The organism is Bacillus sp. WP8, assembly GCF_000800825.1.
Lineage (GTDB): Bacteria > Bacillota > Bacilli > Bacillales > Bacillaceae > Bacillus > Bacillus safensis.
In genome coordinates this window covers 3,296,044-3,322,425 of the sequence record NZ_CP010075.1, presented here as the reverse complement: position 1 = coordinate 3,322,425, position 26,382 = coordinate 3,296,044, and the positions used below count along the sequence as shown (strand labels likewise).

Annotated in this window: 30 protein-coding genes; 27 read left to right on the top strand and 3 right to left on the bottom strand. The window is 41.9% G+C overall.

Annotated features, from left to right (window positions below; all coding sequences use genetic code 11):
* Positions 1-17: 17 nt before the first annotated feature.
* Positions 18-566 carry a chromosome-anchoring protein RacA gene (gene racA / locus QR42_RS16795; protein WP_039182136.1) on the bottom strand — a complete coding sequence of 183 codons (549 nt, stop codon included), beginning with the start codon at positions 564-566 and terminating at the stop codon, positions 18-20.
* A gap of 210 nt (positions 567-776) precedes the next feature.
* On the opposite strand from racA, the gene prfA reads away from it, so the two are divergent.
* The 21 genes from prfA to QR42_RS16685 all read left to right on the top strand — a co-directional run bounded on the left by prfA (position 777) and on the right by QR42_RS16685 (position 17,728).
* Positions 777-1,844, top strand: a complete 1,068-nt coding sequence (gene prfA / locus QR42_RS16790) for a peptide chain release factor 1 (protein WP_039182133.1) — start codon at positions 777-779, stop codon at positions 1,842-1,844.
* The gene (gene prmC, locus QR42_RS16785) at positions 1,834-2,718 is read left to right on the top strand and encodes a peptide chain release factor N(5)-glutamine methyltransferase (protein WP_039182129.1); all 885 of its coding nucleotides are present in this window, start codon (positions 1,834-1,836) and stop codon (positions 2,716-2,718) included. The genes prfA and prmC overlap by 11 nt, the downstream gene beginning before the upstream one ends.
* Positions 2,719-2,859: 141 nt before the next feature.
* The gene (locus tag QR42_RS16780) at positions 2,860-3,339 is read left to right on the top strand and encodes a hypothetical protein (protein WP_039183347.1); all 480 of its coding nucleotides are present in this window, start codon (positions 2,860-2,862) and stop codon (positions 3,337-3,339) included.
* Positions 3,340-3,458: 119 nt separating this feature from the next.
* Complete coding sequence (gene spoIIR, locus QR42_RS16775; protein WP_039182125.1) at positions 3,459-4,115, top strand: stage II sporulation protein R; 657 nt, start codon at positions 3,459-3,461, stop codon at positions 4,113-4,115.
* Positions 4,116-4,179: 64 nt separating this feature from the next.
* On the top strand, positions 4,180-4,623 hold the full coding sequence (locus tag QR42_RS16770) for a GNAT family N-acetyltransferase (protein WP_039182122.1): 444 nt from the start codon (positions 4,180-4,182) through the stop codon (positions 4,621-4,623).
* A 161-nt stretch (positions 4,624-4,784) separates the two neighbouring features.
* Positions 4,785-5,837, top strand: a complete 1,053-nt coding sequence (locus QR42_RS16765; protein WP_084096449.1) for an L-threonylcarbamoyladenylate synthase — start codon at positions 4,785-4,787, stop codon at positions 5,835-5,837.
* A gap of 60 nt (positions 5,838-5,897) precedes the next feature.
* On the top strand, positions 5,898-6,452 hold the full coding sequence (locus QR42_RS16760; RefSeq protein WP_039182117.1) for a manganese efflux pump MntP: 555 nt from the start codon (positions 5,898-5,900) through the stop codon (positions 6,450-6,452).
* 63 nt (positions 6,453-6,515) lie between these two features.
* Entirely contained in the window at positions 6,516-6,974 is a 459-nt protein-coding gene (locus QR42_RS16755; protein ID WP_039182115.1) for a low molecular weight protein arginine phosphatase, read from the top strand.
* Between the two features lie 133 nt (positions 6,975-7,107).
* A complete protein-coding gene (rpiB, locus tag QR42_RS16750) occupies positions 7,108-7,557 on the top strand; it encodes a ribose 5-phosphate isomerase B (RefSeq protein WP_003214714.1) in 450 nt (149 codons plus the stop codon).
* Positions 7,558-7,569: 12 nt separating this feature from the next.
* Positions 7,570-8,109: a TIGR01440 family protein gene (locus tag QR42_RS16745; protein ID WP_039182113.1), complete on the top strand. Its 540-nt coding sequence runs from the start codon at positions 7,570-7,572 to the stop codon at positions 8,107-8,109.
* A gap of 177 nt (positions 8,110-8,286) precedes the next feature.
* Positions 8,287-9,534: a serine hydroxymethyltransferase gene (glyA, locus tag QR42_RS16740; protein WP_034281450.1), complete on the top strand. Its 1,248-nt coding sequence runs from the start codon at positions 8,287-8,289 to the stop codon at positions 9,532-9,534.
* A gap of 147 nt (positions 9,535-9,681) precedes the next feature.
* On the top strand, positions 9,682-10,311 hold the full coding sequence (gene upp, locus QR42_RS16735; RefSeq protein WP_003214553.1) for a uracil phosphoribosyltransferase: 630 nt from the start codon (positions 9,682-9,684) through the stop codon (positions 10,309-10,311).
* Positions 10,312-10,810: 499 nt separating this feature from the next.
* Positions 10,811-11,194 (top strand): ATP synthase subunit I, encoded by a 384-nt coding sequence (locus tag QR42_RS16725; protein ID WP_024423731.1) that lies wholly within the window; start codon positions 10,811-10,813, stop codon positions 11,192-11,194.
* A 7-nt stretch (positions 11,195-11,201) separates the two neighbouring features.
* A complete protein-coding gene (gene atpB, locus QR42_RS16720; RefSeq protein WP_039182108.1) occupies positions 11,202-11,936 on the top strand; it encodes a F0F1 ATP synthase subunit A in 735 nt (244 codons plus the stop codon).
* 49 nt (positions 11,937-11,985) lie between these two features.
* On the top strand, positions 11,986-12,198 hold the full coding sequence (gene atpE, locus QR42_RS16715) for a F0F1 ATP synthase subunit C (RefSeq protein ID WP_003214968.1): 213 nt from the start codon (positions 11,986-11,988) through the stop codon (positions 12,196-12,198).
* A 120-nt stretch (positions 12,199-12,318) separates the two neighbouring features.
* Positions 12,319-12,840, top strand: coding sequence for a F0F1 ATP synthase subunit B (atpF, locus tag QR42_RS16710; RefSeq protein ID WP_034281220.1), 522 nt, complete (start codon positions 12,319-12,321; stop codon positions 12,838-12,840).
* Positions 12,837-13,382 carry a F0F1 ATP synthase subunit delta gene (locus tag QR42_RS16705; RefSeq protein ID WP_039182107.1) on the top strand — a complete coding sequence of 182 codons (546 nt, stop codon included), beginning with the start codon at positions 12,837-12,839 and terminating at the stop codon, positions 13,380-13,382. The genes atpF and QR42_RS16705 overlap by 4 nt, the downstream gene beginning before the upstream one ends.
* Positions 13,383-13,398: 16 nt before the next feature.
* A complete protein-coding gene (gene atpA, locus QR42_RS16700; RefSeq protein WP_039182105.1) occupies positions 13,399-14,907 on the top strand; it encodes a F0F1 ATP synthase subunit alpha in 1,509 nt (502 codons plus the stop codon).
* An 88-nt stretch (positions 14,908-14,995) separates the two neighbouring features.
* Entirely contained in the window at positions 14,996-15,862 is an 867-nt protein-coding gene (locus QR42_RS16695) for a F0F1 ATP synthase subunit gamma (protein ID WP_024423727.1), read from the top strand.
* A 24-nt stretch (positions 15,863-15,886) separates the two neighbouring features.
* Entirely contained in the window at positions 15,887-17,308 is a 1,422-nt protein-coding gene (atpD, locus tag QR42_RS16690) for a F0F1 ATP synthase subunit beta (RefSeq protein ID WP_008354929.1), read from the top strand.
* Between the two features lie 24 nt (positions 17,309-17,332).
* Entirely contained in the window at positions 17,333-17,728 is a 396-nt protein-coding gene (locus QR42_RS16685; protein WP_003214592.1) for a F0F1 ATP synthase subunit epsilon, read from the top strand.
* Positions 17,729-17,770: 42 nt separating this feature from the next.
* On the opposite strand, the gene QR42_RS16680 is transcribed toward QR42_RS16685, so the two are convergent.
* Positions 17,771-18,247 carry a hypothetical protein gene (locus QR42_RS16680; protein WP_039183344.1) on the bottom strand — a complete coding sequence of 159 codons (477 nt, stop codon included), beginning with the start codon at positions 18,245-18,247 and terminating at the stop codon, positions 17,771-17,773.
* Positions 18,248-18,417: 170 nt separating this feature from the next.
* On the opposite strand from QR42_RS16680, the gene QR42_RS16675 reads away from it, so the two are divergent.
* The 6 genes from QR42_RS16675 to QR42_RS16650 all read left to right on the top strand — a co-directional run bounded on the left by QR42_RS16675 (position 18,418) and on the right by QR42_RS16650 (position 23,916).
* Complete coding sequence (locus tag QR42_RS16675; protein WP_024423724.1) at positions 18,418-18,648, top strand: DUF1146 family protein; 231 nt, start codon at positions 18,418-18,420, stop codon at positions 18,646-18,648.
* Between the two features lie 129 nt (positions 18,649-18,777).
* The gene (locus QR42_RS16670; protein WP_039182101.1) at positions 18,778-19,512 is read left to right on the top strand and encodes a YwmB family TATA-box binding protein; all 735 of its coding nucleotides are present in this window, start codon (positions 18,778-18,780) and stop codon (positions 19,510-19,512) included.
* Between the two features lie 32 nt (positions 19,513-19,544).
* On the top strand, positions 19,545-20,852 hold the full coding sequence (murA, locus tag QR42_RS16665) for a UDP-N-acetylglucosamine 1-carboxyvinyltransferase (protein WP_024423722.1): 1,308 nt from the start codon (positions 19,545-19,547) through the stop codon (positions 20,850-20,852).
* A gap of 255 nt (positions 20,853-21,107) precedes the next feature.
* Positions 21,108-22,133: a stage II sporulation protein D gene (gene spoIID / locus QR42_RS16660; RefSeq protein WP_039182098.1), complete on the top strand. Its 1,026-nt coding sequence runs from the start codon at positions 21,108-21,110 to the stop codon at positions 22,131-22,133.
* A gap of 323 nt (positions 22,134-22,456) precedes the next feature.
* On the top strand, positions 22,457-23,155 hold the full coding sequence (locus QR42_RS16655; RefSeq protein ID WP_039182096.1) for a VWA domain-containing protein: 699 nt from the start codon (positions 22,457-22,459) through the stop codon (positions 23,153-23,155).
* 83 nt (positions 23,156-23,238) lie between these two features.
* Entirely contained in the window at positions 23,239-23,916 is a 678-nt protein-coding gene (locus tag QR42_RS16650; RefSeq protein ID WP_039182093.1) for a VWA domain-containing protein, read from the top strand.
* A 50-nt stretch (positions 23,917-23,966) separates the two neighbouring features.
* Here QR42_RS16650 and QR42_RS16645 read toward each other — a convergent pair whose 3' ends face one another.
* A complete protein-coding gene (locus QR42_RS16645) occupies positions 23,967-26,315 on the bottom strand; it encodes an FdhF/YdeP family oxidoreductase (protein ID WP_039182090.1) in 2,349 nt (782 codons plus the stop codon).
* Positions 26,316-26,382: the final 67 nt, after the last annotated feature.

The window sequence follows — 26,382 nt, the reverse complement described above, 5'->3', positions numbered from 1 at the left end:
TATTGAGGCAGCCTTTCTTAGCGAAATGAATGAAACAGAGGGAAGAGTACACGCTTTTTTTTGAGATCAGGGGGTACGATTTCCTTTTTTTCTTCTGCTTGTGACGGTTGTTTCAAGGTTGCGGCGAGGCGGTCAAATTTTGTGGATAAATCTTCAATTTCTCTGCGGTGCTGAAGCAGCTGATACGATACACCTTCATCTGCTTTTTTAGCCAATTTCCGTTCAAGTTCTTGCAGGCGGTCTTCGACATCAATGACGTGTAATTGCTGCTGGATGAGCGCTTTCACTTGTTTTTCTAATGCTTCAATCCGCTGTATAGAGACATCAGCTTCGGCAGCAGGTGCTGATTGACGAACGGTTTCCTTATGGATTGGCAGTTGAATATCTTGGAGGATCACACCTTCACTCATCTGGTGTTTGACCTCTTTGAGCAGCTGTACAATATCTTCATGAAATTCATAATGTCCAAGTTCATTCCGGGCGACAGGGATGTTGAGCTGTTTGACCCAACGCTGAATCGTCTTTGAAGAAACACCAATTTCCTTTGCAACCTCATTTGTATTCAAACCAAATGCCCTCCCTTTTTTCAATTACAAGTACCATTCTCTTTAAGGAGGACCTGTTCCTTCACGTTAGACAAAACAAGTAACCAATCGCCAAAGATCGTGTTTTCTAGCGAAAAATTGCAGAAAATCAATTGTTTTGGAAATTTTTTTGACTGTCATACCCCGCTATACTATAATTAGACTGTTACGCACAAAACAGAGGTGAAGACCATGTTAGACCGTTTAAAATCAATTGAAGAACGTTATGAAAAACTAAATGAATATTTAAGTGACCCTGAAGTGGTGAACGACACTACGAAGCTTCGTGAATATTCGAAAGAACAATCCGATATTCAAGAAACTGTTGAGGTATATAGACAATATCGTGCGGCATATGACCAGCTGAATGATGCGAAAGCAATGCTCGAAGAGAAGCTGGATGCTGAGATGCGCGACATGGTCAAAGAAGAAATTTCAGAGCTCACTGAGGAAACGGAACGTTTAGAAGACGAGCTGAAAATCTTGCTGATCCCGAAAGATCCGAATGACAATAAAAACGTTATTGTGGAGGTTCGTGGTGCAGCAGGCGGAGAAGAAGCTGCTCTTTTTGCAGGAAACCTTTACCGTATGTATAGCCGTTATGCTGAAATGCAAGGCTGGAAAACGGAAGTGATGGAAGCGAGTGTCACTGGCACAGGCGGTTATAAAGAGATTATCTTTATGATCAGCGGGAAAGGCGCATACTCCAAACTAAAGTTTGAAAACGGCGCACACCGCGTACAGCGTGTTCCAGAAACCGAATCAGGCGGACGGATTCATACATCAACTGCGACAGTCGCTGTATTACCTGAGGCTGAGGAAGTTGAAATTGATATCCATGAAAAAGACATCCGTGTCGATACTTTCACATCAAGCGGACCTGGCGGACAGAGTGTAAACACGACAATGTCTGCTGTTCGATTAACTCACCTTCCAACAGGTGTTGTTGTATCCTGTCAGGATGAGAAATCACAAATTAAAAATAAAGAAAAAGCCATGAAAGTACTGCGTGCGAGAATTTATGATAAATTCCAGCGTGAAGCACAGGCTGAATACGATCAAACACGTAAATCTGCGGTTGGAACAGGGGATCGTTCAGAGCGTATCCGTACGTACAACTTCCCGCAAAACCGTGTAACAGACCACCGCATCGGATTGACGATTCAAAAGCTTGATCAAATTTTAGAAGGAAAACTTGACGAGGTCATTGATGCACTAATTATGGAAGACCAAGCAAGAAAGCTTCAAGATGCAAAATAAAGAGCGAACAATCTTCGAAGCCCTTAAATGGGCTTCTTCTTTGTTAACGGAAGCTGGCAGAGACCAAAATGCAGCAGAACTCCTGTTGATGCATGTGCTCGGCTGGAGCAGAAGTGAGCTTCTTGCACGATTTCATGATGCGCTACCTGAGGAGCAAGATCAACTGTTCAGCCAATTTGTGACGCAGCATAAGGCAGGTGTTCCTGTTCAGCATTTAACGGGTGTTGAATTCTTTTACGGACGTCCTTTCGAGGTGAACAAGCATGTTCTTATTCCTCGTCCTGAAACGGAAGAAGTTGTGTTGGCGGCGCTCAATTTGGTAGGTGACGTTTTCCCGCCTGATCAGCCGCTCAAAGCAGTTGACGTTGGCACAGGAAGCGGAGCCATTGCAATTACGCTCGCTCTTGAAAAACAATCACTATCTGTCACAGCGACTGATATCTCACAAGAAGCGCTTGCGGTAGCAAAACGGAATCAACAAGCGCTCGGTGCAGACGTTCATTTTTTACATGGAGATTTACTTGAACCGGTTATAGCTCAAGGCATTAAAGTAGATGTATTTATTTCCAATCCACCTTATATTGCGGCGGAAGAAATGGACAGTCTGTCTGAGGTTGTGACGAAGCATGAGCCGGTGAATGCGCTGACGGACGGACGTGATGGCTTGTGGTTTTATAAACGTCTTGTTCGTGATCTTCACAGCGTGCTGAGTGAACAGGCAGTTGTTGTCTTTGAAATTGGACATACACAAGGTCAAGATGTCACAGCGCTTCTCGTGCAGGCTTTTCCTGAAGCGCATGTCTACACCGTCAAAGATATTAATGGAAAAGATCGAGCTATTTGCGCACACATTCAAAACGGAAAGTCCGGCTGAATATAGCCGGACTATTTTATTATGTAAAGATGAAACTTATGGTAAAAGAGAAACGTATATATAGAAGAATGAACATTCTGATCATGATTTTTTACATAAATTTGTTTTGAAGGAGCGAATGGTGTGAACAAAAGGTATGCGATGGTGTTGGTCATCGTCAGTGTACTATTGATTGTGAGTGCTTGTGGTAAACCGAGCTTTAAAAAAGAGGCAGCAGCATTTGGAGAAAGCTATAAAAAAGCACAATACACAGTGAATCGAACGGATGACCTATCTGATATGAAAGAGAAGCTGAAGATTTATTTAACCGAACATGAATATCAAGAATATACACAAGACAGCATGTTCCCGAGCATATTAGAAGCGGCGAAGGATCAAGATTGTCAAATTAAGCTGAAGAAAATTATGTTTACGCCTTCAGATGAAAGCGATGACAGAATTGAATTTAACTATGAAATGGTGATCCAATTTATCGATCACAAAGGAAAAGTCAAAAAAGAAATCGAGAAAAAAGGGGCCATGACTGTTATTAAAACAGAATCTGGTTTAAAAATCAGCCGAGATTGGGATGGGAGACTGTACCCTTCTGACTACCAATCCTCACTCAAAAGTCGTTCTTAAAGAGAACGGCTTTTTTGTTTTGACTCATAATCTATTAAAAAAATCATATTGACTGTTTATGAAATGAGTTTCCTGGACACAATGTTTGTAGCGAAGAGAAAAAGTGGGGGGAACACACAATGTTGAAAAGTAAAACGATGATTTGTCTTTATATGTTTCTATTATTATGTGGTGCTTTTGCAAACCTTGGCAGAGAGGAGACGGCGGCTGCTTCTGCAAATCAGCCTGTTGTCATACCAGATGAAGCGATTCGATTACGCATTTTAGCAAATAGTGATCGTTCAGCGGATCAGGATGTGAAAAGAAGTATTCGTGACGAGGTCAATGCGAATATGACGGAGTGGGTCAAAGATCTCACATCCATTGAAGAAGCAAGACGTGTCATTCGATCGAAGCTGCCAGAAATTAATCGTATCGCCAAAGCGAAATTGAAGGAACAGCATATTGATCAATCTGTATCGGTCAGTTTTCAAAAAGCTTCATTTCCAACAAAACTCTATGGAAATTTCGTCTATCCTGCTGGGAAATATGAAGCCATTTTAATTACGCTTGGAGAAGGGGACGGAGCCAACTGGTGGTGTGTGTTATTCCCGCCGCTCTGTTTTATCGATTTTTCAAACGGAGAAGCCATTGCCTCACCAGAAAGCGATGATGATAAACAAGTGACAGCGCAGCAAACGAAAGAGTCTGTCAATGAAGTGGTGAAAGAAGAGGAAGAAGAGACAGGTGAAGTAAAGTTCTTTTTGTTCGAATGGGTCTCTAGTCTTTTCTCTTAAAAAAGGTATAAATCGGTTTTTGCCTCATAGAGTTGAAGTAAGAGATCAAAAAAGAGGTGAAAGCATGTATTATCAATTAAGAATAGCCACAGAGGAAGATGTCCCGGCGATCAATGTTTTTCTTGAAAAGGGACAAGCAAAAGGCGGAGTAACGCTTGCAGAGCGAACGACATTTGTCGTGATGGAAGATGCGGATGGTCAGCTGGCAGGCTGCTTAGGTCTTGAACAGCTCAATGAACAAGAGGGATTGCTGCGGTCTCTTGTCATATCAGATAAGCTCGGTCAGGGGCACATTGTCTCCTTGTTCCAAAGCGTTCAAACGCTCGGAGAAAAAATAGGTGTGGATACTTTTTATGTCGTTGCAAACCATTCCTCTTCCCATGATTTTTTGGCATTAATGGGCTTTACGCCTTTAGAAGAAATCCCAGAAAGCATATGGAGCTCTGCACATGCAAAAGAGACATTGGGGAAAGAACAGGCTGTGGTCCTGCAAAAAAAAGGCAGTTAATCACAAAATGATGGACTTATACACATACTTATCCACTAGAAAACAAGCGTTATCCACAAATTGTGGACAACGCTTGTTTTATTGATCATCATCTTTTATACTTTCAAAAGGATAATTGAGATATATCAACAGTTTTATCTTTTTTAAAAGGAGTTTGTATGATGTTAAATACAAAAAGGTGGTCTGTGGATTTAGAAAAGGATTTATCCACATACTATCCACAAATTAAACAGGCGGCCGATCTGCTGCAGCAAAATGAAGTGGTTGCTTTCCCGACAGAGACCGTTTACGGACTCGGGGCAAATGCGAAAGAGACAAAAGCCGTGATGAAAATTTATGAAGCGAAAGGGCGTCCGAGTGATAATCCGTTGATTGTTCACATTGCGGAAGTTCAGCAGCTTCACGAATTTGCACAAATAGAAAGCGAAAAAGCGAAGGCGCTGATGGATGCCTTTTGGCCGGGCGCCTTAACCATCGTTCTTCCGTGTAAGCCGGGCACTTTATCCAAGCAGGTTACAGCAGGTTTATCCACAGTAGGTGTGAGAATGCCTGACCACCCCATTGCGCTTGAGCTCATCCGAGCAGCTGGTCTGCCAATTGCTGCACCAAGTGCGAACCGTTCAGGGAAACCTTCACCAACACAAGCTGACCATGTAGCGAGTGACCTCGAAGGAAGAATCGCTGGAATTGTGGATGGCGGTTCAACTGGAATTGGCGTTGAGTCAACGGTTGTATCCTGTGTCGGTGAGACCCCAGTGATTTTAAGACCGGGCGGAATTACAAAAGAAGCATTAGAAGAGGTCGTGGGGACGGTGAGTGTGGATCCAGGGCTGACAAAAAAGGACGAGGCGCCTGTATCGCCAGGTATGAAATACACACACTATGCACCTGAAGCCCAGATGTATATCTTTCATGGAAGTGATGAAGACATGCAGCGGCACATTCAGAAATACAAAGCTGAAGGTCTAAAAGTCGGAGTACTGACAACAGAAGAAAAGAAATCGCTGTTTGCGGCAGATGTTGTGTACAGCTGTGGATGGAGAGAAAAACCTGAAACGGTTGCTGCAAACCTCTATCGTGTACTGAGACAATTTGATGAAACGGATGTAGACTTGATTATTTCAGAAGCCTTTTCAGAGCAAGGAGTTGGTTCTGCCATTATGAACCGTCTGCAAAAAGCCGCAGGAGGGCGTACACTCCCTTCGTTCCAATAGTTCTAACCTTTCTTGGACAAACATAGGTTAAAGGAGAATGTGTGTCCAAGGGGGATTTACATGAACGAACTAGCTGGCGAATTGCTGACGCTCAGCATCATGGCTTTTGCACTTGGAATGGATGCTTTTTCGGTTGGACTTGGTATGGGGATGATTCAGCTGAGGTTCCGCCAGATCATTTATATTGGACTTGTTATTGGGATATTTCATATGTTTATGCCGCTTTTTGGTATGCTGACAGGTCAGCTCTTATCCGGATGGCTCGGTCTTCTTGCCACCTATATTGGCGGGGCGCTGCTTTTGGTGCTGGGACTGCAAATGATCGTTGCTTCTATCCGCAAAGAGGATAAGCCCTTTATCGCACCTGTTGGGACTGGTCTCGTTCTTTTTGCTACAAGTGTCAGCCTAGACAGCTTCTCTGTTGGTTTAAGCCTCGGAATTTACGGTTCCCAGGTGTGGATGACTATATTATTGTTTGGTTTTTTTAGTATGCTTCTCACATGGCTCGGATTATTACTCGGTAAACAGGTTCGGTCATGGGTGGGTTCATATAGCGGCGCGCTTGGCGGAATCATTTTACTAGCCTTTGGTATCAAATTATTATTTCCGCTCTAGCCAGTCTCCTTACATAACATGTAGAATGAAATGCTATATAATAGAAGAAAAGGAGGGCGAAAGATGAAAATCTTATTTGTTTGTACGGGAAATACATGCAGAAGTCCAATGGCTCAAGCCCTTTTTGATTCAATTGCCGATGAAAAAGGTTTAGAGGTCACTGTAAAATCAGCAGGGATTTTTGCCACCGATGAAGGGAAGGCTTCTCCTCAAGCGATCGAAGCATTATTTGAGAAAAGTATTCCCCTGAATCACTCATCATCAAAATTGACAGAGGAGCTTCTGCGCGAAGCTCATTACGTCTTCACGATGACTATGCAGCATAAACAGTTGATTACTGAGCAGTATGCGCATGCAAAAGGCAAGGTCTTCACTTTAAAGGAATTTGCGACAGGAACAGAAGGCGATGTATCCGACCCGTTTGGCGGAAGTCTTTCTGTTTATCAGGAAACTCGTGATGAACTTGAAGCCTTACTGTATCAGCTCGCTGAGAAATTGAAAAAAGATCATCATCATAGATAACCTGTAAAACCGTTGCGTCAACGGTTTTTCTGCTTTTGTTTGCAAATCACTAGGCAGAGGTTAAAATATAACTGTAAATAAAGAATGAATGTAAGATATAACAGATCAACTCACCCTTAGGAGGAATTGCCCGATGAAAGTAGCCATTGCATCCGATCACGGCGGAACGAATATTCGTGAAGAAATCAAACAACTGATGGATGAATTGAAGATTGAATACATTGATATGGGTTGTGAATGCGGATCAGGTTCTGTAGACTACCCAGATTATGCATTCCCTGTAGCCAATATGGTGGCAAACGGAGAAGTCGACCGCGGCATTTTAATTTGCGGGACAGGCATCGGCATGAGCATCTCGGCAAATAAAGTAAAAGGAATTCGCTGTGCATTAGCACATGATACATTTAGTGCAAAAGCAACTAGAGAACACAATGATACGAACGTTCTTGCAATGGGAGAGCGAGTGATTGGACCAGGATTAGCACGTGAGATTGCGCACATTTGGCTGACAACAGAGTTTACAGCAGGACGCCATGCTGTGCGGATTGGCAAAATTGCTGATTACGAAGAAAAGCACCTATAAGGAGCGCTTAATATGAACATTGGTCAAGATTGGCTTGAAATGTTAAAAGAGTTTCATCAAACAGTTGAATTGCGTGCCGGGCAAATCTTAGTCATTGGCTGCAGTACGTCAGAAGTGGCTGGTGAGCATATTGGTACTGCAGGAAGTGAGCAAATTGCTGCGTCCATCTATCAAGAATTGGATCAGTTAAGACGAGAGACCGGCATTGAGCTCGCCTTTCAATGCTGTGAGCATCTAAATCGTGCCCTAGTCGTTGAAGAAGAAGTGGCTTTCCGTTTTAACTTGGAGATTGTAGCTGCAGTACCTGTCCGTAAAGCGGGTGGTTCGATGGCGGCTCACGCGTATCAGCAAATGGAACATCCTGTATTAGTCGAATCCATTGAGGCGCATGCTGGAATTGATATCGGCGATACGTTAATTGGGATGCACTTAAAGAGAGTCGCAGTACCTGTCCGTCTCAGCCGTCATCAATTAGGACATGCACATGTGACTTTTGCGAAAACACGTCCGAAGCTGATTGGCGGAGAAAGAGCGGTTTATACAAGATCATAGCTTCGATATATTTCTAATATAATGTTGAATGATGAAGACGCTTTACCACTTGAATATTCGGGTTTTCATAAAAAAGAAGTCGATTTTCCAAAAAAAACTTTTACATTTTACTCAAAAACCGTGTACAATGAGATGGTGAAAACATCGAATGGAAATAGATTGGAGAGGATTTCGCTGATGAAACATTTACCTGAGCAAGACGCACAAGTATTCAAAGCAATTCAACTAGAGCGGAAACGCCAGCAGGACAAAATCGAATTAATTGCATCAGAAAACTTCGTAAGCGAAGCAGTCATGGAAGCACAGGGCTCTGTATTAACAAATAAATACGCTGAGGGCTATCCTGGTAAACGCTACTATGGCGGCTGTGAACATGTAGACGTTGTGGAAGATATCGCACGTGACCGCGCAAAAGAAATTTTTGGCGCTGAGTATGTGAACGTACAACCTCACTCAGGTGCTCAAGCGAACATGGCTGTTTACTTTACTATTCTTGAGCATGGCGATACAGTGCTGGGCATGAACTTATCACATGGCGGGCATTTAACACACGGAAGCCCTGTAAACTTTAGTGGTGTACAGTACAACTTTGTAGAATATGGTGTAGATAAAGAAACTCAGCATATCGACTATCAAGATGTACTTGAAAAAGCACGTGAACATAAGCCGAAACTAATCGTTGCGGGTGCAAGTGCATACCCACGTCAAATAGATTTCAAAAAGTTCCGTGAGATTGCTGATGAAGTCGGTGCTTACTTTATGGTCGACATGGCTCACATTGCTGGTCTTGTTGCAGCAGGTCTTCATCCAAATCCAGTTCCTTACGCAGATTTTGTGACAACGACAACTCACAAAACATTACGCGGACCTCGCGGCGGAATGATTCTTTGCCGTGAAGAGTTTGGTAAAAAGATCGACAAATCGATCTTCCCTGGTATTCAAGGTGGACCACTCATGCATGTCATCTCTGCAAAAGCTGTTTCTTTCGGTGAAGTATTGAACGGAGATTTCAAAACATATGCACAAAACGTCATTGATAATGCAAAACAACTAGCTGAAACTCTTTTATCTGAAGATATTCAGCTTGTATCTGGCGGAACAGATAACCATCTTGTTCTCATCGACTTGCGTTCTCTTGGCATCACAGGAAAAATTGCAGAAAACGTTCTTGATGAAATCGGTATTACGGTGAACAAAAATGCAATTCCTTATGATCCAGAAAAACCATTTGTCACAAGTGGTGTACGTGTAGGGACAGCAGCAGTAACAAGCCGCGGTTTCGATCAAGAAGCGATGAAAGAAGTCGGTTCCATTATTGCACTTGCGCTAAAACATCATGAAGATGAAGCTAAATTAGAAGAGGCGAAAAAGCGTGTATCTGATCTTACGGCCCGTTTCCCTCTATATAACGAATTAGATTATTAAAAAACAGACCCATTTGCCTATTTTTGGCATGTGGGTTTTTTTTGTAGGATTTGCGAATCATATTGAAAGATGATGTCTTTTTATGTAGAATTGTAGGAAGTGTGCAAAGTTCACCGGAAGATGACAGAAAAGGAGTTGTAGCAAGCTATGGCAAAGGTTTATGTATTTGATCACCCGCTTATTCAGCACAAACTTACATATATTCGTGACGTTCATACAGGAACTAAAGAATTTAGAGAGCTAGTGGATGAAGTCGCAACATTAATGGCATTTGAAATCACAAGAGATTTACCGCTTGAAGAGGTAGATGTAGAAACACCTGTACAAGTAGCGAAATCAAACGTGATCTCAGGTAAAAAACTCGGTGTTGTGCCAATTTTAAGAGCAGGTCTTGGAATGGTAGACGGGATTTTGAAACTCATTCCAGCTGCTAAAGTGGGACATGTTGGTTTATACCGCGATCCGAAAACATTAAAGCCTGTTGAATATTATGTGAAGCTTCCATCTGATGTGGAAGAGCGTGAATTTATCGTAGTAGATCCAATGCTTGCAACTGGCGGCTCAGCAGTCGAAGCGTTAAACAGCTTGAAAAAACGCGGTGCGAAAAACATTCGTTTCATGTGTCTGATTGCTGCCCCTGAAGGTGTAGAAGAAATGCAAAAGCATCATCCAGATGTTGATATCTACATTGCAGCATTAGATGAGAAACTAAACGAAAAAGGTTACATCATTCCAGGTCTTGGTGATGCTGGTGACCGTATGTATGGAACGAAATAAGAAAGTCCTTAATAAAAGCCCACATGCAAAACGTGCATGTGGGCTTTTTGAAATATATGACAAACGGTTGATACCGTTCTTAGAAAAATCATTGTATACTGAACATTGGCTGTTTTTTTCAATGAATGTCACATCTCTCCTAAAGTTTGATGAAATTGTGAACATTTTGTGTGCTCTATCACTATAGAAAAGTTTTTTAACTTTCAACCGATTGACACATCATAGACGCTATTGTATGCTAAACGAGGGTATTATGGTAAGGTTTTCATAGCCTATAGCACTCTACTAATCCTCATTGTGAACCCTTTAATAATCAGGGTTTGTATCAACGAATGAAGCAGCATCCCATAGATCTAAAGATTTCAAGTCTGATTGTGTAATTAGACCGATGGGTGATTGATTTTTTTCGAATAGGACGGCTTATCATAAGCGTCTTCTACGCAGTTTTCATCACCATTTATCACCTTATTTACAATACTTTTCATCGGGAGTCAGATGAATGAACGATCCAAACGCGATTTTCCGCAGACAGAGTAAATACATGTTCTATCTATTGGCAATTTTTGTGTTTGGCTATGCCATGCCTGGTTTTAAACCACTGTTTCTTGGTTTCATTATCGGCACAATTTTTGCTTTCTTTAATTTATTCCTACTTATACGGAGAATGCACGCTTTTGATCGAGCGGTTAAAAAAGGAAAATCCATTCGTTCAATGGGAAGTACAGCCAGGTGGGCCAACGCGATTCTCGCAGTAGCGATTGCTTGGCGTTACCCTAATGAAGTTCATCTGGCAGGTGTTGTTATAGGATTAATGACAATATATCCTGTCATTATGATAGATTCCTTCATTCAACTTAAACGTTCTACTATGGAAGAGAGGTGAATACTCTTTGGGTCACAGTTCAAAAACTACAGAATTTTTAGGGTTAACGTTCAACTTATCCAATGTTCTCATGATTACGATTGCTAGTATCATCGTTCTTCTCATAGCGGTGCTGACTACTCGTGTTCTGTCTATTCGTCCGACTAAGGCGCAGAACTTCATGGAATGGATCGTTGATTTTGTTCGAAATATCATAGGTAGTTCGATGGACATGAAAACAGGAGCCCCATTTCTAGCGCTTGGCGTTACATTACTCATGTACATATTTGTTTCAAACATGCTTGGACTGCCATTCTCGATTACGGTCGATCACAACTTGTGGTGGAAATCACCAACTGCTGATCCTGCAATCACAATGACACTAGCAATTATGGTCATGGGACTTACACACTTCTACGGTGTCAAGGCAAAAGGAGTCAAGGAATATACGAAAGACTACTTTAGACCAATTCCGCTTTTAGTACCATTGAAACTTATTGAAGAATTTGCAAACACGCTAACACTTGGTTTGCGTCTTTACGGAAATATTTTCGCTGGAGAGATTCTTCTTGGTTTACTTGCAGGACTTGCGACCAATTTCTACTCGCAAAACATTGCACTTGGTATCGTTGGTACATTAGGTGCTATCGTGCCAATGATTGTATGGCAGGCATTCAGTTTGTTTGTCGGAACAATCCAGGCATTTATCTTCACCATGCTGACAATGGTGTACATTTCCCATAAAGTCAGCGACGAACACTAAAAAAATTGAGAGTCCAAAAAGGACGTTATTTTAAAGGAGGAGCTTTTTAATGAATTTAATAGCAGCAGCAATTGCAATCGGTTTAGGAGCACTAGGAGCAGGTATTGGTAACGGTCTAATCGTATCTAAAACAGTTGAAGGAATCGCTCGTCAGCCAGAAGCTGGTAGAGAACTAAGAACACTTATGTTCATCGGGGTCGCTTTAGTTGAGGCACTTCCAATTATCGCTGTCGTTATCGCATTCTTGGCATTCTTTGGTTAATATGTGAGAAGCGTTCTAATATGAATTTTAATGGCGAAGATCAGATTAGTTCGAAACTTCGCCATTCCTTTATGTTTTGTTTCTTAACATATTATTTAAAGAAGGGAGTTGCCGTACTAAATGTCTCAGTTACCAGTGGTTTTAGGAGCAGGGGGCTTAAGCTTCAACGCCGGTGATATGTTATTCCAGCTTATCGCTATGCTCATTTTGCTTGCACTTTTAAAGAAATTTGCGCTTAAGCCTTTATTAGGGATTATGAAACAGCGTGAAGATTATATAGGAAATGAAATTTCAAGTGCTGAAGAAAAGCACGTTCAAGCTGAAAAGCTTCTTGAAGAACAACGTGTCTTATTGAAAGAAGCACGCGAAGAATCACATACACTCATCGAAAATGCGAAAAAGATTGGTGAGAAACAAAAAGAAGAGATCATTCAAGCAGCACGTCAAGAATCAGAGCGCTTGAAAGAGTCTGCTAGAACTGAAATCGTGAAAGAAAAAGAACAAGCTGTGGCTGCACTGCGTGAGCAGGTTGCATCACTATCTGTGCTGATTGCATCTAAAGTGATTGAAAAAGAACTTGATGAGCAGGCACAAGAGAAATTGATTCAAGAGTACCTTAAAGAGGCAGGCGAAAGCCGATGAGCGTAACTATTGTCTCTAAGCGTTACGCTTCTGCTCTTTTTGACATCGTTCTTGCTTCTTCGGCAGTAGACGAAACTGAAAAAGAGCTGAATGAGATCAAAAAAGTTCTAAAGGCTGATCAAGAACTCAATGACTTCCTTGTTCATCCAAAGATTACGGCAGACAAAAAGAAACAGTTGATTGCTGAAGCTTTCAAAGGTGTTTCTACTTATGTATTGCACACAATGTATTTACTGATTGACCGCGGACGCACAAATATTTTCTCTGAAATGACGTCTGAGTTTGTGAAACTTGCAAACCGCACGAAACAAATAGACGATGCGATCGTGTATTCAGTGAAACCGCTGAGCGGTGCTGAAATTCAATCTTTATCTGAAGTATTTGCCAAAAAAGCCGGAGTCACATCACTGCGTGTTGAAAATGTGATTGACAAGGATCTAATAGGCGGAGTGAAAATCCGTATCGGAAACCGCATTTATGACGGCAGTGTCAGCGGAAAGCTTTCCCGCATTGAACGTCAGCTTGCAGGCGAAAATAGTTAGAAGGGGTGAAACCTTAGTGAGTATCAAAGCTGAAGAGATTAGCGCGCTGATAAAGCAGCAAATCCAAAACTATCAATCAGAAATTGAAGTAAAAGATGTCGGTACAGTCATTCAAGTAGGGGACGGTATCGCGCGTGTACATGGCCTTGACAACATTATGGCAGGAGAGCTTGTTGAGTTCTCTAACGGTGTAATGGGTATGGCTCAAAACCTTGAGGAGTCTAACGTAGGTATCGTTATTTTAGGACCTTACAAAGATATCCGCGAAGGTGACGACGTAAAACGTACAGGTCGTATCATGGAGGTTCCAGTAGGTGAAGAGTTAATCGGACGTATTGTGAACCCGCTTGGTCAGCCTGTTGATGGACTAGGTCCAATCTTAACAAGCAAAACACGTCCAATCGAAAGTGAAGCACCTGGCGTTATGGATCGTAAATCTGTACATGAGCCGCTTCAAACAGGAATTAAAGCAATTGATGCCTTGATTCCAATCGGCCGCGGACAGCGTGAATTGATCATTGGTGACCGTCAAACAGGTAAAACATCTGTTGCAATCGATACAATTCTAAACCAAAAAGATCAAGACATGATCTGTATTTATGTAGCCATCGGACAAAAAGAATCAACGGTTCGTGGTGTTGTTGAAACACTTCGTAAGCATGGTGCGCTTGACTACACAATCGTTGTCACAGCTTCTGCATCACAGCCAGCTCCACTTCTTTACCTTGCTCCTTATGCAGGTGTAACAATGGGTGAGGAATTCATGTATAACGGCAAGCACGTACTTGTTGTCTATGATGACCTTTCTAAACAAGCGGCAGCTTACCGTGAGCTTTCATTATTGCTTCGTCGTCCTCCAGGTCGTGAGGCATTCCCTGGTGATGTTTTCTATCTTCACTCTCGTTTATTAGAACGTGCAGCGAAGCTTAGTGACGAGAAGGGTGGCGGTTCTATCACAGCATTGCCTTTCGTAGAAACGCAAGCTGGCGATATTTCTGCATATATTCCAACAAACGTTATTTCCATCACAGATGGACAGATTTTCTTACAATCTGACCTCTTCTTCTCAGGCGTACGTCCAGCGGTAAACGCAGGATTGTCTGTATCTCGTGTAGGTGGTTCTGCACAAATCAAAGCGATGAAAAAGGTAGCAGGTACACTTCGTCTGGATCTTGCTTCTTATCGTGAGCTTGAAGCTTTCGCTCAGTTTGGATCTGATCTAGACCAAGCGACTCAAGCGAAATTAAACCGTGGTGCAAGAACAGTTGAAGTCTTAAAACAAGACTTAAACAAACCGCTTAAAGTTGAAAAACAAGTAGCGATTCTTTACGCACTAACAAGAGGATACTTAGACGATGTTGCCATTGCTGATGTTAAACGTTTTGAAGCTGAGTTATTCATGTACATTGAAGAAAACCATAAAGGCTTGTTTGACACAATCTCTCAAACAGGAAATATGCCTGCTGATGAAGAGTGGAAGACAGCAATCGAAGGCTTTAAACGTACGTTTGCACCAAGCAACTAATTAGTAATCTTTCCGAGAGAAAAAGATTCTCTTTTTCTCTCTTTTCACGTAAATGAACACGGATTCCTGAAAAAAGGTGGTGAAATCTTTGGCCTCATTACGCGATATAAAGTCAAGGATCACGTCAACGAAAAAATCGAGTCAGATCACAAAAGCGATGCAAATGGTATCAGCTGCGAAACTGAATCGTGCTGAAAACAATGCGAAGTCTTTTGTTCCTTACATGGAGAAAATCCAGGAAGTGGTTGCTGCAATCGCAACTGGAACAAGTGCTAAGCACCCAATGCTTCTTTCAAGACCTGTCAAGAAAACAGGGTATCTCGTCATTACATCTGATCGAGGGCTTGCAGGACCTTTTAACAGCTCGATTTTGCGTGCCGCTTACCAAACCATTCAATCTCGTCATCAATCCGCAGATGAATATGCGGTGATTGTCATTGGTAAAATCGGACGCGACTTCTTCAAAAAGCGTGGTATTCCAGTTATTTCTGAAGTAACAGGGCTTGGAGACGAAGTAGCGTTTGCTGATATTAAAGAATTAGCAAGCAGCACAGTTCAAATGTTCTCTGATGAAGCGTTTGACGAACTTTACATGTTCTACAACCACTTTGTCAGTGCGATTTCACAAGAAGTAACAGAGAAGAAATTATTGCCGCTAACGGACCTTTCGGCCGCAGCGACACCAAATAAACGTTCCGCATCTTATGAGTTTGAGCCTTCTGAAGAAGAAATTCTTGAAGTTCTCCTTCCTCAATATGCAGAGAGTTTGATTTTCGGTGCGCTTCTTGACAGCAAAGCAAGTGAACATGCTGCAAGAATGACAGCAATGAAGAGTGCAACAGACAACGCAAAAGAATTGATCGACAGCCTGACACTCTCTTACAACCGTGCTCGTCAAGCAGCGATTACACAAGAGATTACAGAAATTGTCGGCGGAGCAGCTGCCTTAGAATAGAAATAATTGTCAGGAGGGAATGCAATGAAAACAGGACGCATCAGTCAGATCATGGGACCAGTCGTAGACGTTCGTTTTGAAGACGGTCACTTGCCTGAGATTTATAATGCGATCAAAGTTTCGCATAAAGCGGAAAGCGAAAGTGAAGTTGATATCGACTTAACTTTAGAAGTAGCACTACATTTAGGTGATGATACAGTGAGAACCATCGCGATGGCATCAACAGACGGTGTGAAACGCGGTATGGAAGCTGTAGACCTTGGAAAACCAATTTCAGTACCAGTTGGTAACGTAACACTTGGACGTGTATTCAACGTACTGGGAGATAACATTGACTTAGATGAGCCACTTGGTGTGGAAGCTCAAAGAGACCCAATCCACAGACAAGCGCCTTCTTTTGATCAACTTTCTACAGAAGTTGAAATTCTTGAAACAGGTATCAAAGTTGTTGACCTGCTTGCTCCTTACATCAAAGGTGGAAAGATCGGTCTATTCGGTGGAGCCGGTGTAGGTAAAACCGTTCTGATTCAAGAATTGATCAACAACATCGCACAAGAACACGGCGGTATTTCTGTATTCGCTGGTGTTGGAGAGCGTACACGTGAAGGAAACGACCTTTACTACGAAATGAAAGATTCTGGCGTTATCGAAAAAACAGCCATGGTCTTCGGCCAAATGAACGAGCCGCCGGGTGCACGTATGCGCGTTGCCCTAACTGGTTTGACAATGGCAGAGCATTTCCGTGATGAACAAGGTCAAGACGTATTGTTCTTCATCGATAACATCTATCGTTTTACACAAGCAGGTTCTGAAGTTTCAGCCCTTCTTGGACGTATGCCTTCAGCGGTAGGTTATCAGCCGACACTTGCAACAGAAATGGGTCAGCTGCAAGAGCGTATCACATCTACAAACGTAGGATCGGTTACATCGATTCAAGCGATCTATGTACCTGCGGATGACTATACAGATCCAGCTCCAGCAACTACGTTCGCTCACCTTGATGCAACGACAAACCTTGAGCGTAAGCTGACTGAAATGGGTATTTACCCAGCGGTTGATCCTCTTGCTTCAACATCTCGTGCACTTGCACCTGAGATCGTTGGCGAAGAGCATTATGCGATTGCACGTGAAGTACAGCAAACATTGCAGCGTTATAAAGAGCTGCAAGATATTATTGCCATTTTAGGTATGGATGAATTATCTGAGGACGATAAGCTTGTGGTACACAGAGCGCGTCGTGTTCAATTCTTCCTATCTCAAAACTTCCACGTAGCAGAGCAGTTCACTGGCCAAAAGGGTTCTTATGTGCCATTGAAAGAAACTGTTAAAGGCTTCAAGGAAATCTTATCTGGTAAATACGATCACCTTCCAGAAGATGCATTCCGTTTAGTTGGACGCATTGAAGAAGTGGTTGAAAAAGCCAAAGAGATGGGTGTAGAGGCCTAATCTGGTCCTTAGGAGGGTAAAAGCATGAAGACCGTTCAAGTCAATATCGTTACTCCCGACGGCCCAGTGTATCAAGCGGATGTGGAAATGGTCAGTGTAAGAGCAGAAAGCGGTGAGCTTGGTATTTTAGCTGGCCACGTTCCAATGGTTGCTCCGCTAAAAATCGGTGCAGTTCGCTTAAAACATAGTGGATCAACTGAATTGGTTGCAGTAAGTGGCGGATTTGTTGAAGTCCGCCCTGAACAAGTAACGATTCTTGCTCAGGCCGCTGAAACATCAGACAAAGTTGATGTTGATCGCGCTAAATCAGCGAAACAGCGTGCTGAAGAGCATTTGAACCACCCGAATGAAAGTGATGTACGCCGGGCGGAACTCGCATTAAAACGGGCGTTAAACCGTTTAAATGTAGCAGGGAAATAAAACAGAAAATCCTTCTTATCACTGTGATAAGAAGGATTTTTTTTAGGATGACATGAGAGATTGATACATCGACACATAAGGGTGAGTTGCTTGCTTTTCTAAATATAACTGCTCGCAAAATTGCGTACTGCAATGCCATGTTTTATTGTTTCTGCGTAAGCCAAGCGTATATTGGTGCGAAGAATCCATATAAGGCCGCACTACCCAGTCAGCATCTGAATGATGACGGATGACAACCTCTCCTAAATACACACTCATCATCGCTTCTAATGCATCTATTGGCATTTTCCACTCAGCGAAAAGCTGCTTGGTCAATGCATCAAAGTATAGTGATTCTAACTGATACAGGCTTTCCTCAGAGTAATCCAAAGAAATGTTATGAAAATGACACAATTGTACTAATTCTTCTAGCTGTGTCTGTCTATAATCAAAGTAGAAAGCAATGGCCTCCCATTCATGATCAAATGAGGGAACCAATTCTCCGTACAAATCAACAAAGTCAGGAAAAGAATCTTTCAATGTGTTCAGCTCCTTCCACACGCAGTATATCATCTCCTTGGCATCAGGATAAGAGGGGATTCACACTAAATGTAGCTCTTTTTTCCAAATGATTCATCTTTCCGATTTTCGAGGATATAATGAAAGGGAGTTTTCCTTTACAGAAATAAATAAAAGGAGGATTCAATTGTATGGAAGACGTAGGACAACAAGCAATCGTGGGCATTGTGATTCACCTATTTTTTATCGCGGTTACATGGTGGGCACTGCTTGCTGTAAATATTGATCCACTCATTAAAAAAGGGAAAATCGTTCAAGCAAGGCTGCTGATGATGCTCATTACCATTGCCATCGCATCTGCGGTCAGCAATTTTTTCCTTGATTACTTAAATTTCTCCAGACAAATTCCTTATATGTTCTAACATAAAAGGTTTGGTCACGGCCTTCTGCGGGAACGTAAAAAGAAGGGTCAAAAGGCTCGCCTTTTGTTGACTTTTCCACGTATGCATTGACCTCCTTGCGGCAACACTTGTAGCAAGGGGGAATGACAGGTGAGAAAGTATTTGAAAGGTTGGCCATTATTTGCGTTTATTCTTTTTTTTGTTCTGATGATTCAAGGTGTTCGTGCGGAAGAATCTTCTCCGCTCGCACAAATAGCAGAAGGTTTGAAAAACCAGCAAATCGAAGTCGATGGATGGACCCTTCATGCCAAAACAAATGTAGATATTTCATCCGAACAATTTTCAAAAAAAGTGAAACGTTTGAAAGACGAACTACGACAGTATGAGTGGACCGAAAAAAAAGAACAACATGTCACCAAAGTCACAGGAATTTACAAAGATGAAAAAAATGATACAGAATCGAAAATTTTACTCGTAAAGACCGACACAAAATCAAATCAAAAGTCGTATTTATTATATGAGCAAAAAGGTGCTCGCCCACTGAATACCTGGGAGCATACATATGATCAGTTCGTACGTCATGCAAAAAGCATATTACAAGAGAAAATTGTAATTTTTACTTGTCTCGATGGTCATGTAAATGGTATGATGGATGTTGTTTTGCAAAAAAAAGCTGAAACGTTAGCAGATGAATTTCAAGCAAAACCAGTTGAGTATCTCGTTGAGTCTAATTTTGTGTCGCTTTCCGCTTACACAGATAAGTGGGAACAGTTCATTATGACTTCAAATGATAAAATGAATGTTCAAATTGCCATCAGAAGTTCGGAAATGAACGAAAATCATACGATTACGGTTGGCACACCAATCGTAACGACTGAATATTAATATAGAGAATTTGGGACGCGGAGGGGAAGACCTTGGAAAAAATCATCGTCCGCGGCGGTCAAAAGTTAAACGGCACAGTTAAAGTAGAAGGCGCAAAAAATGCCGTTTTACCAGTTATCGCTGCATCTTTGTTAGCAAGTACAGAAAAAAGCGTAATTTGTGATGTACCTACGCTCTCCGATGTATATACAATCAATGAAGTGTTACGTCATTTAGGAGCAGAAGTACATTTTGAAAATAACGAAGTATCAGTTGATGCATCTCATGCACTAGAAACTGAGGCTCCGTTTGAGTATGTCCGTAAAATGCGAGCATCCGTGCTTGTCATGGGACCACTTTTAGCAAGAACAGGTCATGCAAGAGTTGCATTACCTGGAGGCTGTGCAATTGGTTCAAGACCAATTGATCAGCATTTAAAAGGCTTTGAAGCAATGGGAGCTAAAATTCAAGTAGGTAATGGTTTCATCGAGGCTGAAGTAAAAGGCCGTTTAAAAGGTGCAAAAATCTATTTGGATTTCCCAAGTGTAGGGGCAACTGAAAACATCATCATGGCAGCAGCATTAGCGGAAGGAACAACAATTTTAGAAAACGTAGCAAAAGAACCTGAAATTGTTGATTTAGCAAACTACATCAATGCCATGGGCGGTAAGGTTCGCGGTGCTGGTACTGGTACAATCAAAATCGAAGGTGTGGAAACACTTCACGGTGCAAAACACAACATCATCCCTGACAGAATTGAAGCAGGTACTTTCATGGTGGCAGCAGCCATTACAGAAGGAAATGTTCTTGTAAAAGGCGCAGTGCCAGAGCACATGACATCACTTGTTGCCAAAATGGAAGAAATGGGTATTCAGATCATTGAAGAAGAAGAAGGTTTAAGAGTCATTGGACCATCTGAGCTCAAGCCAATCGATCTAAAAACAATGCCGCATCCTGGGTTCCCAACGGATATGCAATCTCAGATGATGGCGCTATTGCTTCGTGCGAACGGAACAAGCATGATTACAGAAACAGTGTTTGAAAACCGCTTTATGCATGCTGAAGAATTCCGCCGCATGAATGGCGATATTAAAATTGAGGGTCGCTCTGTCATTATCAATGGGCCGGTTCAACTTCAAGGTGCTGAAGTGGCAGCGACTGATTTAAGAGCAGGAGCAGCACTTGTACTTGCTGGATTAGTGGCAGAAGGTCATACACGTGTCACAGAGTTGAAGCATATTGACCGTGGTTATGTGAACTTCCACCAAAAGCTTGCAGCAATCGGTGCAGATATTGAAAGAGTAAACGATGAATCAGCAGATGTGACACAAGAACAAGTTGTATCAGATCTGAACGCTTAATCATAAAGAAATCAGTGTGTCCATTGGGCATGCTGATTTTTTTTAGATTCATAGAATGCCTCATTTCACGAAGCTTATCATTAGTGTATCCAACCATCTTAAATTTTATTCATACAGACGAACAGTAAAATCCATTTGAAGAACAGCCTCATACCTCCATAAAAGACTTGTCCACTAAATGAAAGAAGCTGTCATATTAGCTTGTCCCTGCCCATAGGATAAAAGAGATTCAATGACAAATGGGGGCAGCCAAATATGAAACCAATGATATGGACAATCGCAGGAATATGTATCATCATTTTAATGATTCCAACATTACTTGTGTTGCCGACATTCCAAGGGAAGCCGGCGGCCAGCCAGCACGTAGCAGCGGAACCATCAGTTAAAAAAGAAGTGAAGGGTTCAGTCAAATTGAAGCAATCACCCGTCGCTATCCCCGTCTATCGCTCTGCTCATCAGCAGGTAGAAAACATCCCCTTAGAAGAGTATGTGATCGGTGTCGTAGCATCTGAAATGCCAGCTGATTTTGAAATGGAAGCACTCAAGGCACAGGCGCTCGCAGCAAGAACGTATATCGTCAGACAAATGATCAGTGATAAGACCGTCAAATCACCTAAGGGCTCGCTTGTAGATGATACCCAAATGTTCCAGGTGTACAAAAACAAACAGGAACTCAAGAAAATTTGGGGGAAAGCGTACAATTGGAAATTAAAAAAAGTCACGGAAGCTGTTGCCAGCACACAAGGAAAAGTGCTGACTTATGACGAGAAACCAATTGATGCTTCATTCTTTTCAACAAGTAACGGAAAAACGGAAAATGCCGAAGCCTATTGGAAAAACGAAATTCCTTATTTGAAAAGTGTCTCAAGTAAATGGGACGAAAAATCGCCAAAATTTCAAAACAAGAAAACCATCTCGGTAAGTGAATTTCAGCAAAAATTAGGTGTGACGCTCACTCAGCAGGCTCAGGTCGGACAGATAGTAGAACGGACACCAGGAAACCAAGTAGCGAAAGTTGTGATCAACGGTAAAACACTGTCAGGCCGAGACATTCGAGAATCACTAGGCCTTCATTCAGCGGACTTCACATGGGAACGCCAGGGCCAGCAGATTGTCATTACAACAAAAGGATATGGTCATGGTGTAGGCATGAGTCAATATGGTGCGCATTATATGGCGCAGGCTGGCAAAAAAGTAGATGCCATCGTGAAACATTATTATAAAGGAATTCAAATCGAATCAGCCGATCGTTTTCTCAACACGTATATGGCTAAAAAATAAAGCAAAGGTGCCTCAGAAATGGGGCATTTTTTTTGTGTGGTCAAAGAGGTTTGAACAGAATGTGACAAATTGCGACTTAAGACGCACCGAAGGAAAACTTAAACATTTATGTCCCGATAAGAACTGATGGCCGATACAAAGCCCCTCAAAAGGAGGAGAAATCGAGAGGATAAAGGGTCTGTTAGGTGAAAATATCTAGACATCTGACAGAATTTTAGTGATTTTGATGAAAGAGAAAAAGGGACCGAGTCCTATACCATTCCAAGACAGAATATTTTACGATTAAGATGTTTCAATTAAATACATAAGGAGGAAGGAAAATTATGTTGAAAAAAGTATTCTCACTCGTAACCTTAGCTGTATTGACATTATCTATGTCAATCTCTTCACCAGTATTTGCAGAAGCATCTACAGTCAAAAAACATAATAAAGATGTAAGAGTCACAATCTTGCTTGATGCAAGTGGAAGCATGGCAAGAAAAGTTGAGGGAGAGCGCAAATTTGATCTCGCCAAACAAGAGGTATTTAAATTTGCCCAGTCACTTCCAAAAGACGCTAAAATTCGTATGAGCTTGTTTGGTTCTGAAGGAAACAACAAAAATTCAGGTAAAGCTCAATCATGTGAAGTCATTAGAGGCGTTTACGGCGTACAGCCTTATGAAAAAGACAGCTTTGAAAATTCTTTAAACGGACTTGGACCAAATGGCTGGACACCAATTGCACGTGCACTTGAAAATGCAAAGCAAGCGGATGAGCAGCTTACTGAAGGAACAAAGCATATTGTGTACTTAATCACTGATGGTGAAGAAACTTGTGGCGGAGATCCAGTAAAAGTAGCAAAAGAATTGCATAACTCAAAAGGATCAACTGTTGTAAATGTGATCGGATTAGACTTTAACGATGGCTATGAAGGTCAATTAAAGCAAGTAGCCAAAGCTGGTAAAGGCCATTACTACCAAGCAAGCACTGGTAAAGAAATGGGTTCTATCTTATCAGCAGAATCATTAAAACTACACGAATAACTTGCTGAACAAAAGGGAAACGATTGATTCATGCTTTCGTTTCTCTTTTTCTGTACAAAAGTAAAAAATGGAGGTTTTTATTGATGAAAAGAAATATCATATTAACCATTTTGGCTAGTCTTGTCCTGCTTCTTTCTTCACCAGCTCATGCTGTAACAAAACAAGAGCCGCCTGCTCATGTGGTGATATTACTCGATTTAAGCGGTAGCATGGCACAATCAGTTGAAGGTGAAAAGAAAATCGATATCGCCAAACGGTCTATTCAAAGCTTTGCGGGCATTTTATCAGAAGATACACAAGTTCTACTTCGTGTGTTTGGTCATGAAGGAACCAATAAAAATGCAGGGAAAGCCGTTTCTTGTTCAAGTTCTGAAGCCGTTTACGGATTTGGATCATATGAGCCATCAACATTTCAGCAAGCACTAAATGTGTATAAGCCAACCGGCTGGACACCACTTGCAAAAGCATTAACTGATACGAAACAAGATTTTGAAGATCACCAGGCTGAAGGGAAAAATATTGTTTATGTTGTCAGTGATGGTGAAGAAACTTGTGGTGGAAGCCCTTCACAAGCAGCAAAGGAATTACATGAAGACGGAATAGATACAATCGTCAATATCATTGGCTTCGACGTAAATGAAAAAGAAGCAAAAAGTTTAAAATCTGTTGCAAAAGCGGGTGGAGGACATTATCAACCGGCTGCAAATGCCGAAGAATTGAACCGCATTCTTCAACAAGAAGCGAGCGCTTTTGGTCGGTAGAGAGTGAATGGCAGCTGGGGAAACAACCCCAGCTGTTTTTAAGTTGACGATTAATTCAAAGTCGTTTCTAATTCATCAATTCGTTTCTCCACGTAATGCTGATCCTTTCTTGCATGGAAGGTTTCGGCTTTTTCTAATATGGCAGCCGTATTATACTCGGGAATCTGTGAGTAGCTCTCATACACACCTTTAGGAATTAAAACGTTCCCTTCCGGCCAATAAACTGCGATATTGCCACGTCTCAACTCTCCAAATTGAGCCACTCCTTGATAGGATCCATATTGATTAAAGAGAACAACTGGATCACCTTCTTGGACGTAAAGCTCCTTTGCATCTTCTTCATTCATTAGGATAGAATGACGTTTTCCACCATTAAAGGCATCCTTTTCACTGTAAATCATGGAGTTGAATTGCTTTCCTCTTCTTGTCGTAATATTGAAATGTCCTTCGGTTTTTCGATATTGAGGCAGCTGAGCAGGAAGCAGATGTCCCTTTCCGTCTGGCGTTGGACATACGCCATCTTCACAAAGCCATGCGCCTCCCCATTGAAAAACGTCTCCCTTATGACGTAAATGCTGGATGCCATCATAGTTTCGATTGGCGATCGCTATCTCACGACGAATGTCTTCAGCTGTTTCAAAATGAATCAGCTCGGCATCTTCTGGCCGGACCCTTTTCGCAAGATCAACATAAATGTCCCATTCTGCTCTGGCTTCTTCAATACGAGGTCCTTCAATTTCTGGACTGAAATATACCATGCGTTCTGTACTGGTTGATGTGCCGCCGCCTGGTTGTTCATATCTTGTCATAGCAGGCAGCACAATTACCGCCTCTTCAGCGTCTACCAGCGTAGAGGTATTCAAAATGATATCTTGGTGGACACGGAGTTCAAGTTCAGATAATGCTTTTTCAATCGCTTCTGGATTTGGCATCGTTTCTAAAAAGTTTCCACCACTTGTAAACAGCATTTTGAGTTTTTGTGGATGATCTTTTGGGAGAGCCATCTTCTCAAAGGATTGCCCAATGGTGTCACCATGCCATTTAGGAATGTCAAATCCCCATATTTGTTCGATTCTTTCAATATTCTCTTCATCAAAATCACTACCCGGCAAAACGAATGGATCAGCGCCCATTTCACCGGAACCTTGGACACCGCTATGCCCCCGAATTGGCATGACACCACAATGTTTTCTGCCAATGAATCCTCGCAGCATGGCAAGGTTGGCTACCTGTGATATATTATCAGTTGCAAAGCGGTGCTGAGTAAGGCCCATACTCCAAATAAAAACACCTGAATTAGCATTGGCAAGCAGTGTTGCAAAATCCTTCATTCTTTCTTTTGATAAACCTGATGATGCTTCTAGGTCCTCCCACTTCAACTGTGCGACATGCTGTTTTAAATCCTGTATGCCTGTTGTATGGTTTTGAATAAATTCGTGATCAAGAGCTGAATGGGGAGCATGCTGCTCCATGTCAAACCAATGCTTGATGACGCCGTTCATAAACGCAATATCTCCGCCTATATTGACTTGGTAAAAATCATCCGCAATTTTTGTCCCGAATAAAGCACTCTCTGGAATAGAAGGAACCCAGTACTTTTCCATGGCAGGCTCTTTATATGGATTGATGACGATAATTTTTGTCCCTTTCTTTTTAGCAGCGTACATATATTTAGTGGAAACAGGCTGATTGTTTGCTGCGACAGATCCCCAAAAAATTAATACATCCGTTCCAATCCAATCACTGTAATTACAGCTGGAAGCGCCGATGCCAAGGGACCGTTTAAGAGCGGTTTTACTTGGTGAATGGCAAATGCGAGAAGCATTATCAATATGATTCGTCCCTATAAATCGAGCTGCCTTTGCAGCGGTATAATAAACTTCATTTGTAATTCCTCTGGCGGTTAAATAGAAAGCAAGCTGCCGTTTATCAATTGATTGAATTTTAGCTGCGATTTGATCTAGTGCATTATCCCAAGAAATACGTGTAAAGGCATTGTCACCTTTTTTTCGGAGCAATGGATAAGGAATTCGCCCAAGCTTGCGAAGAGAGGTGCTGTCCATTTGCTTTAGCTGATGAATATCTTCAAACCATTTTGGATCAATAGCTGGCATTGTGTTAAGACGAAGTACATTTAGTCTTGTAGTGCATATATGGGGTCCTGTGAGCGTTTGATCATACAGTCCTGAGACGCCAAGGGCACAGCCGTCACAAACGCCCTGCGTTAAAATACGGTACGCGTAGGGAAGGTTATCTTTGTTCTCCCATGCCACTTTCATCGTATCTCGAATGTGTTTCGGTTTCACTTTGCCAAGCCCCATTGGTGCAAAAGAGGCCCATAGCTTTGGTGAGGGTTTTTTATTGAGTTTAACAGGCCCCTTATGTTTAGTTTTCCCCATGAGATCATCACCCTCCTATTACTTTGTAAAGCGTTTTCATATCTAAAAATTACCTTTAGATTGTGAT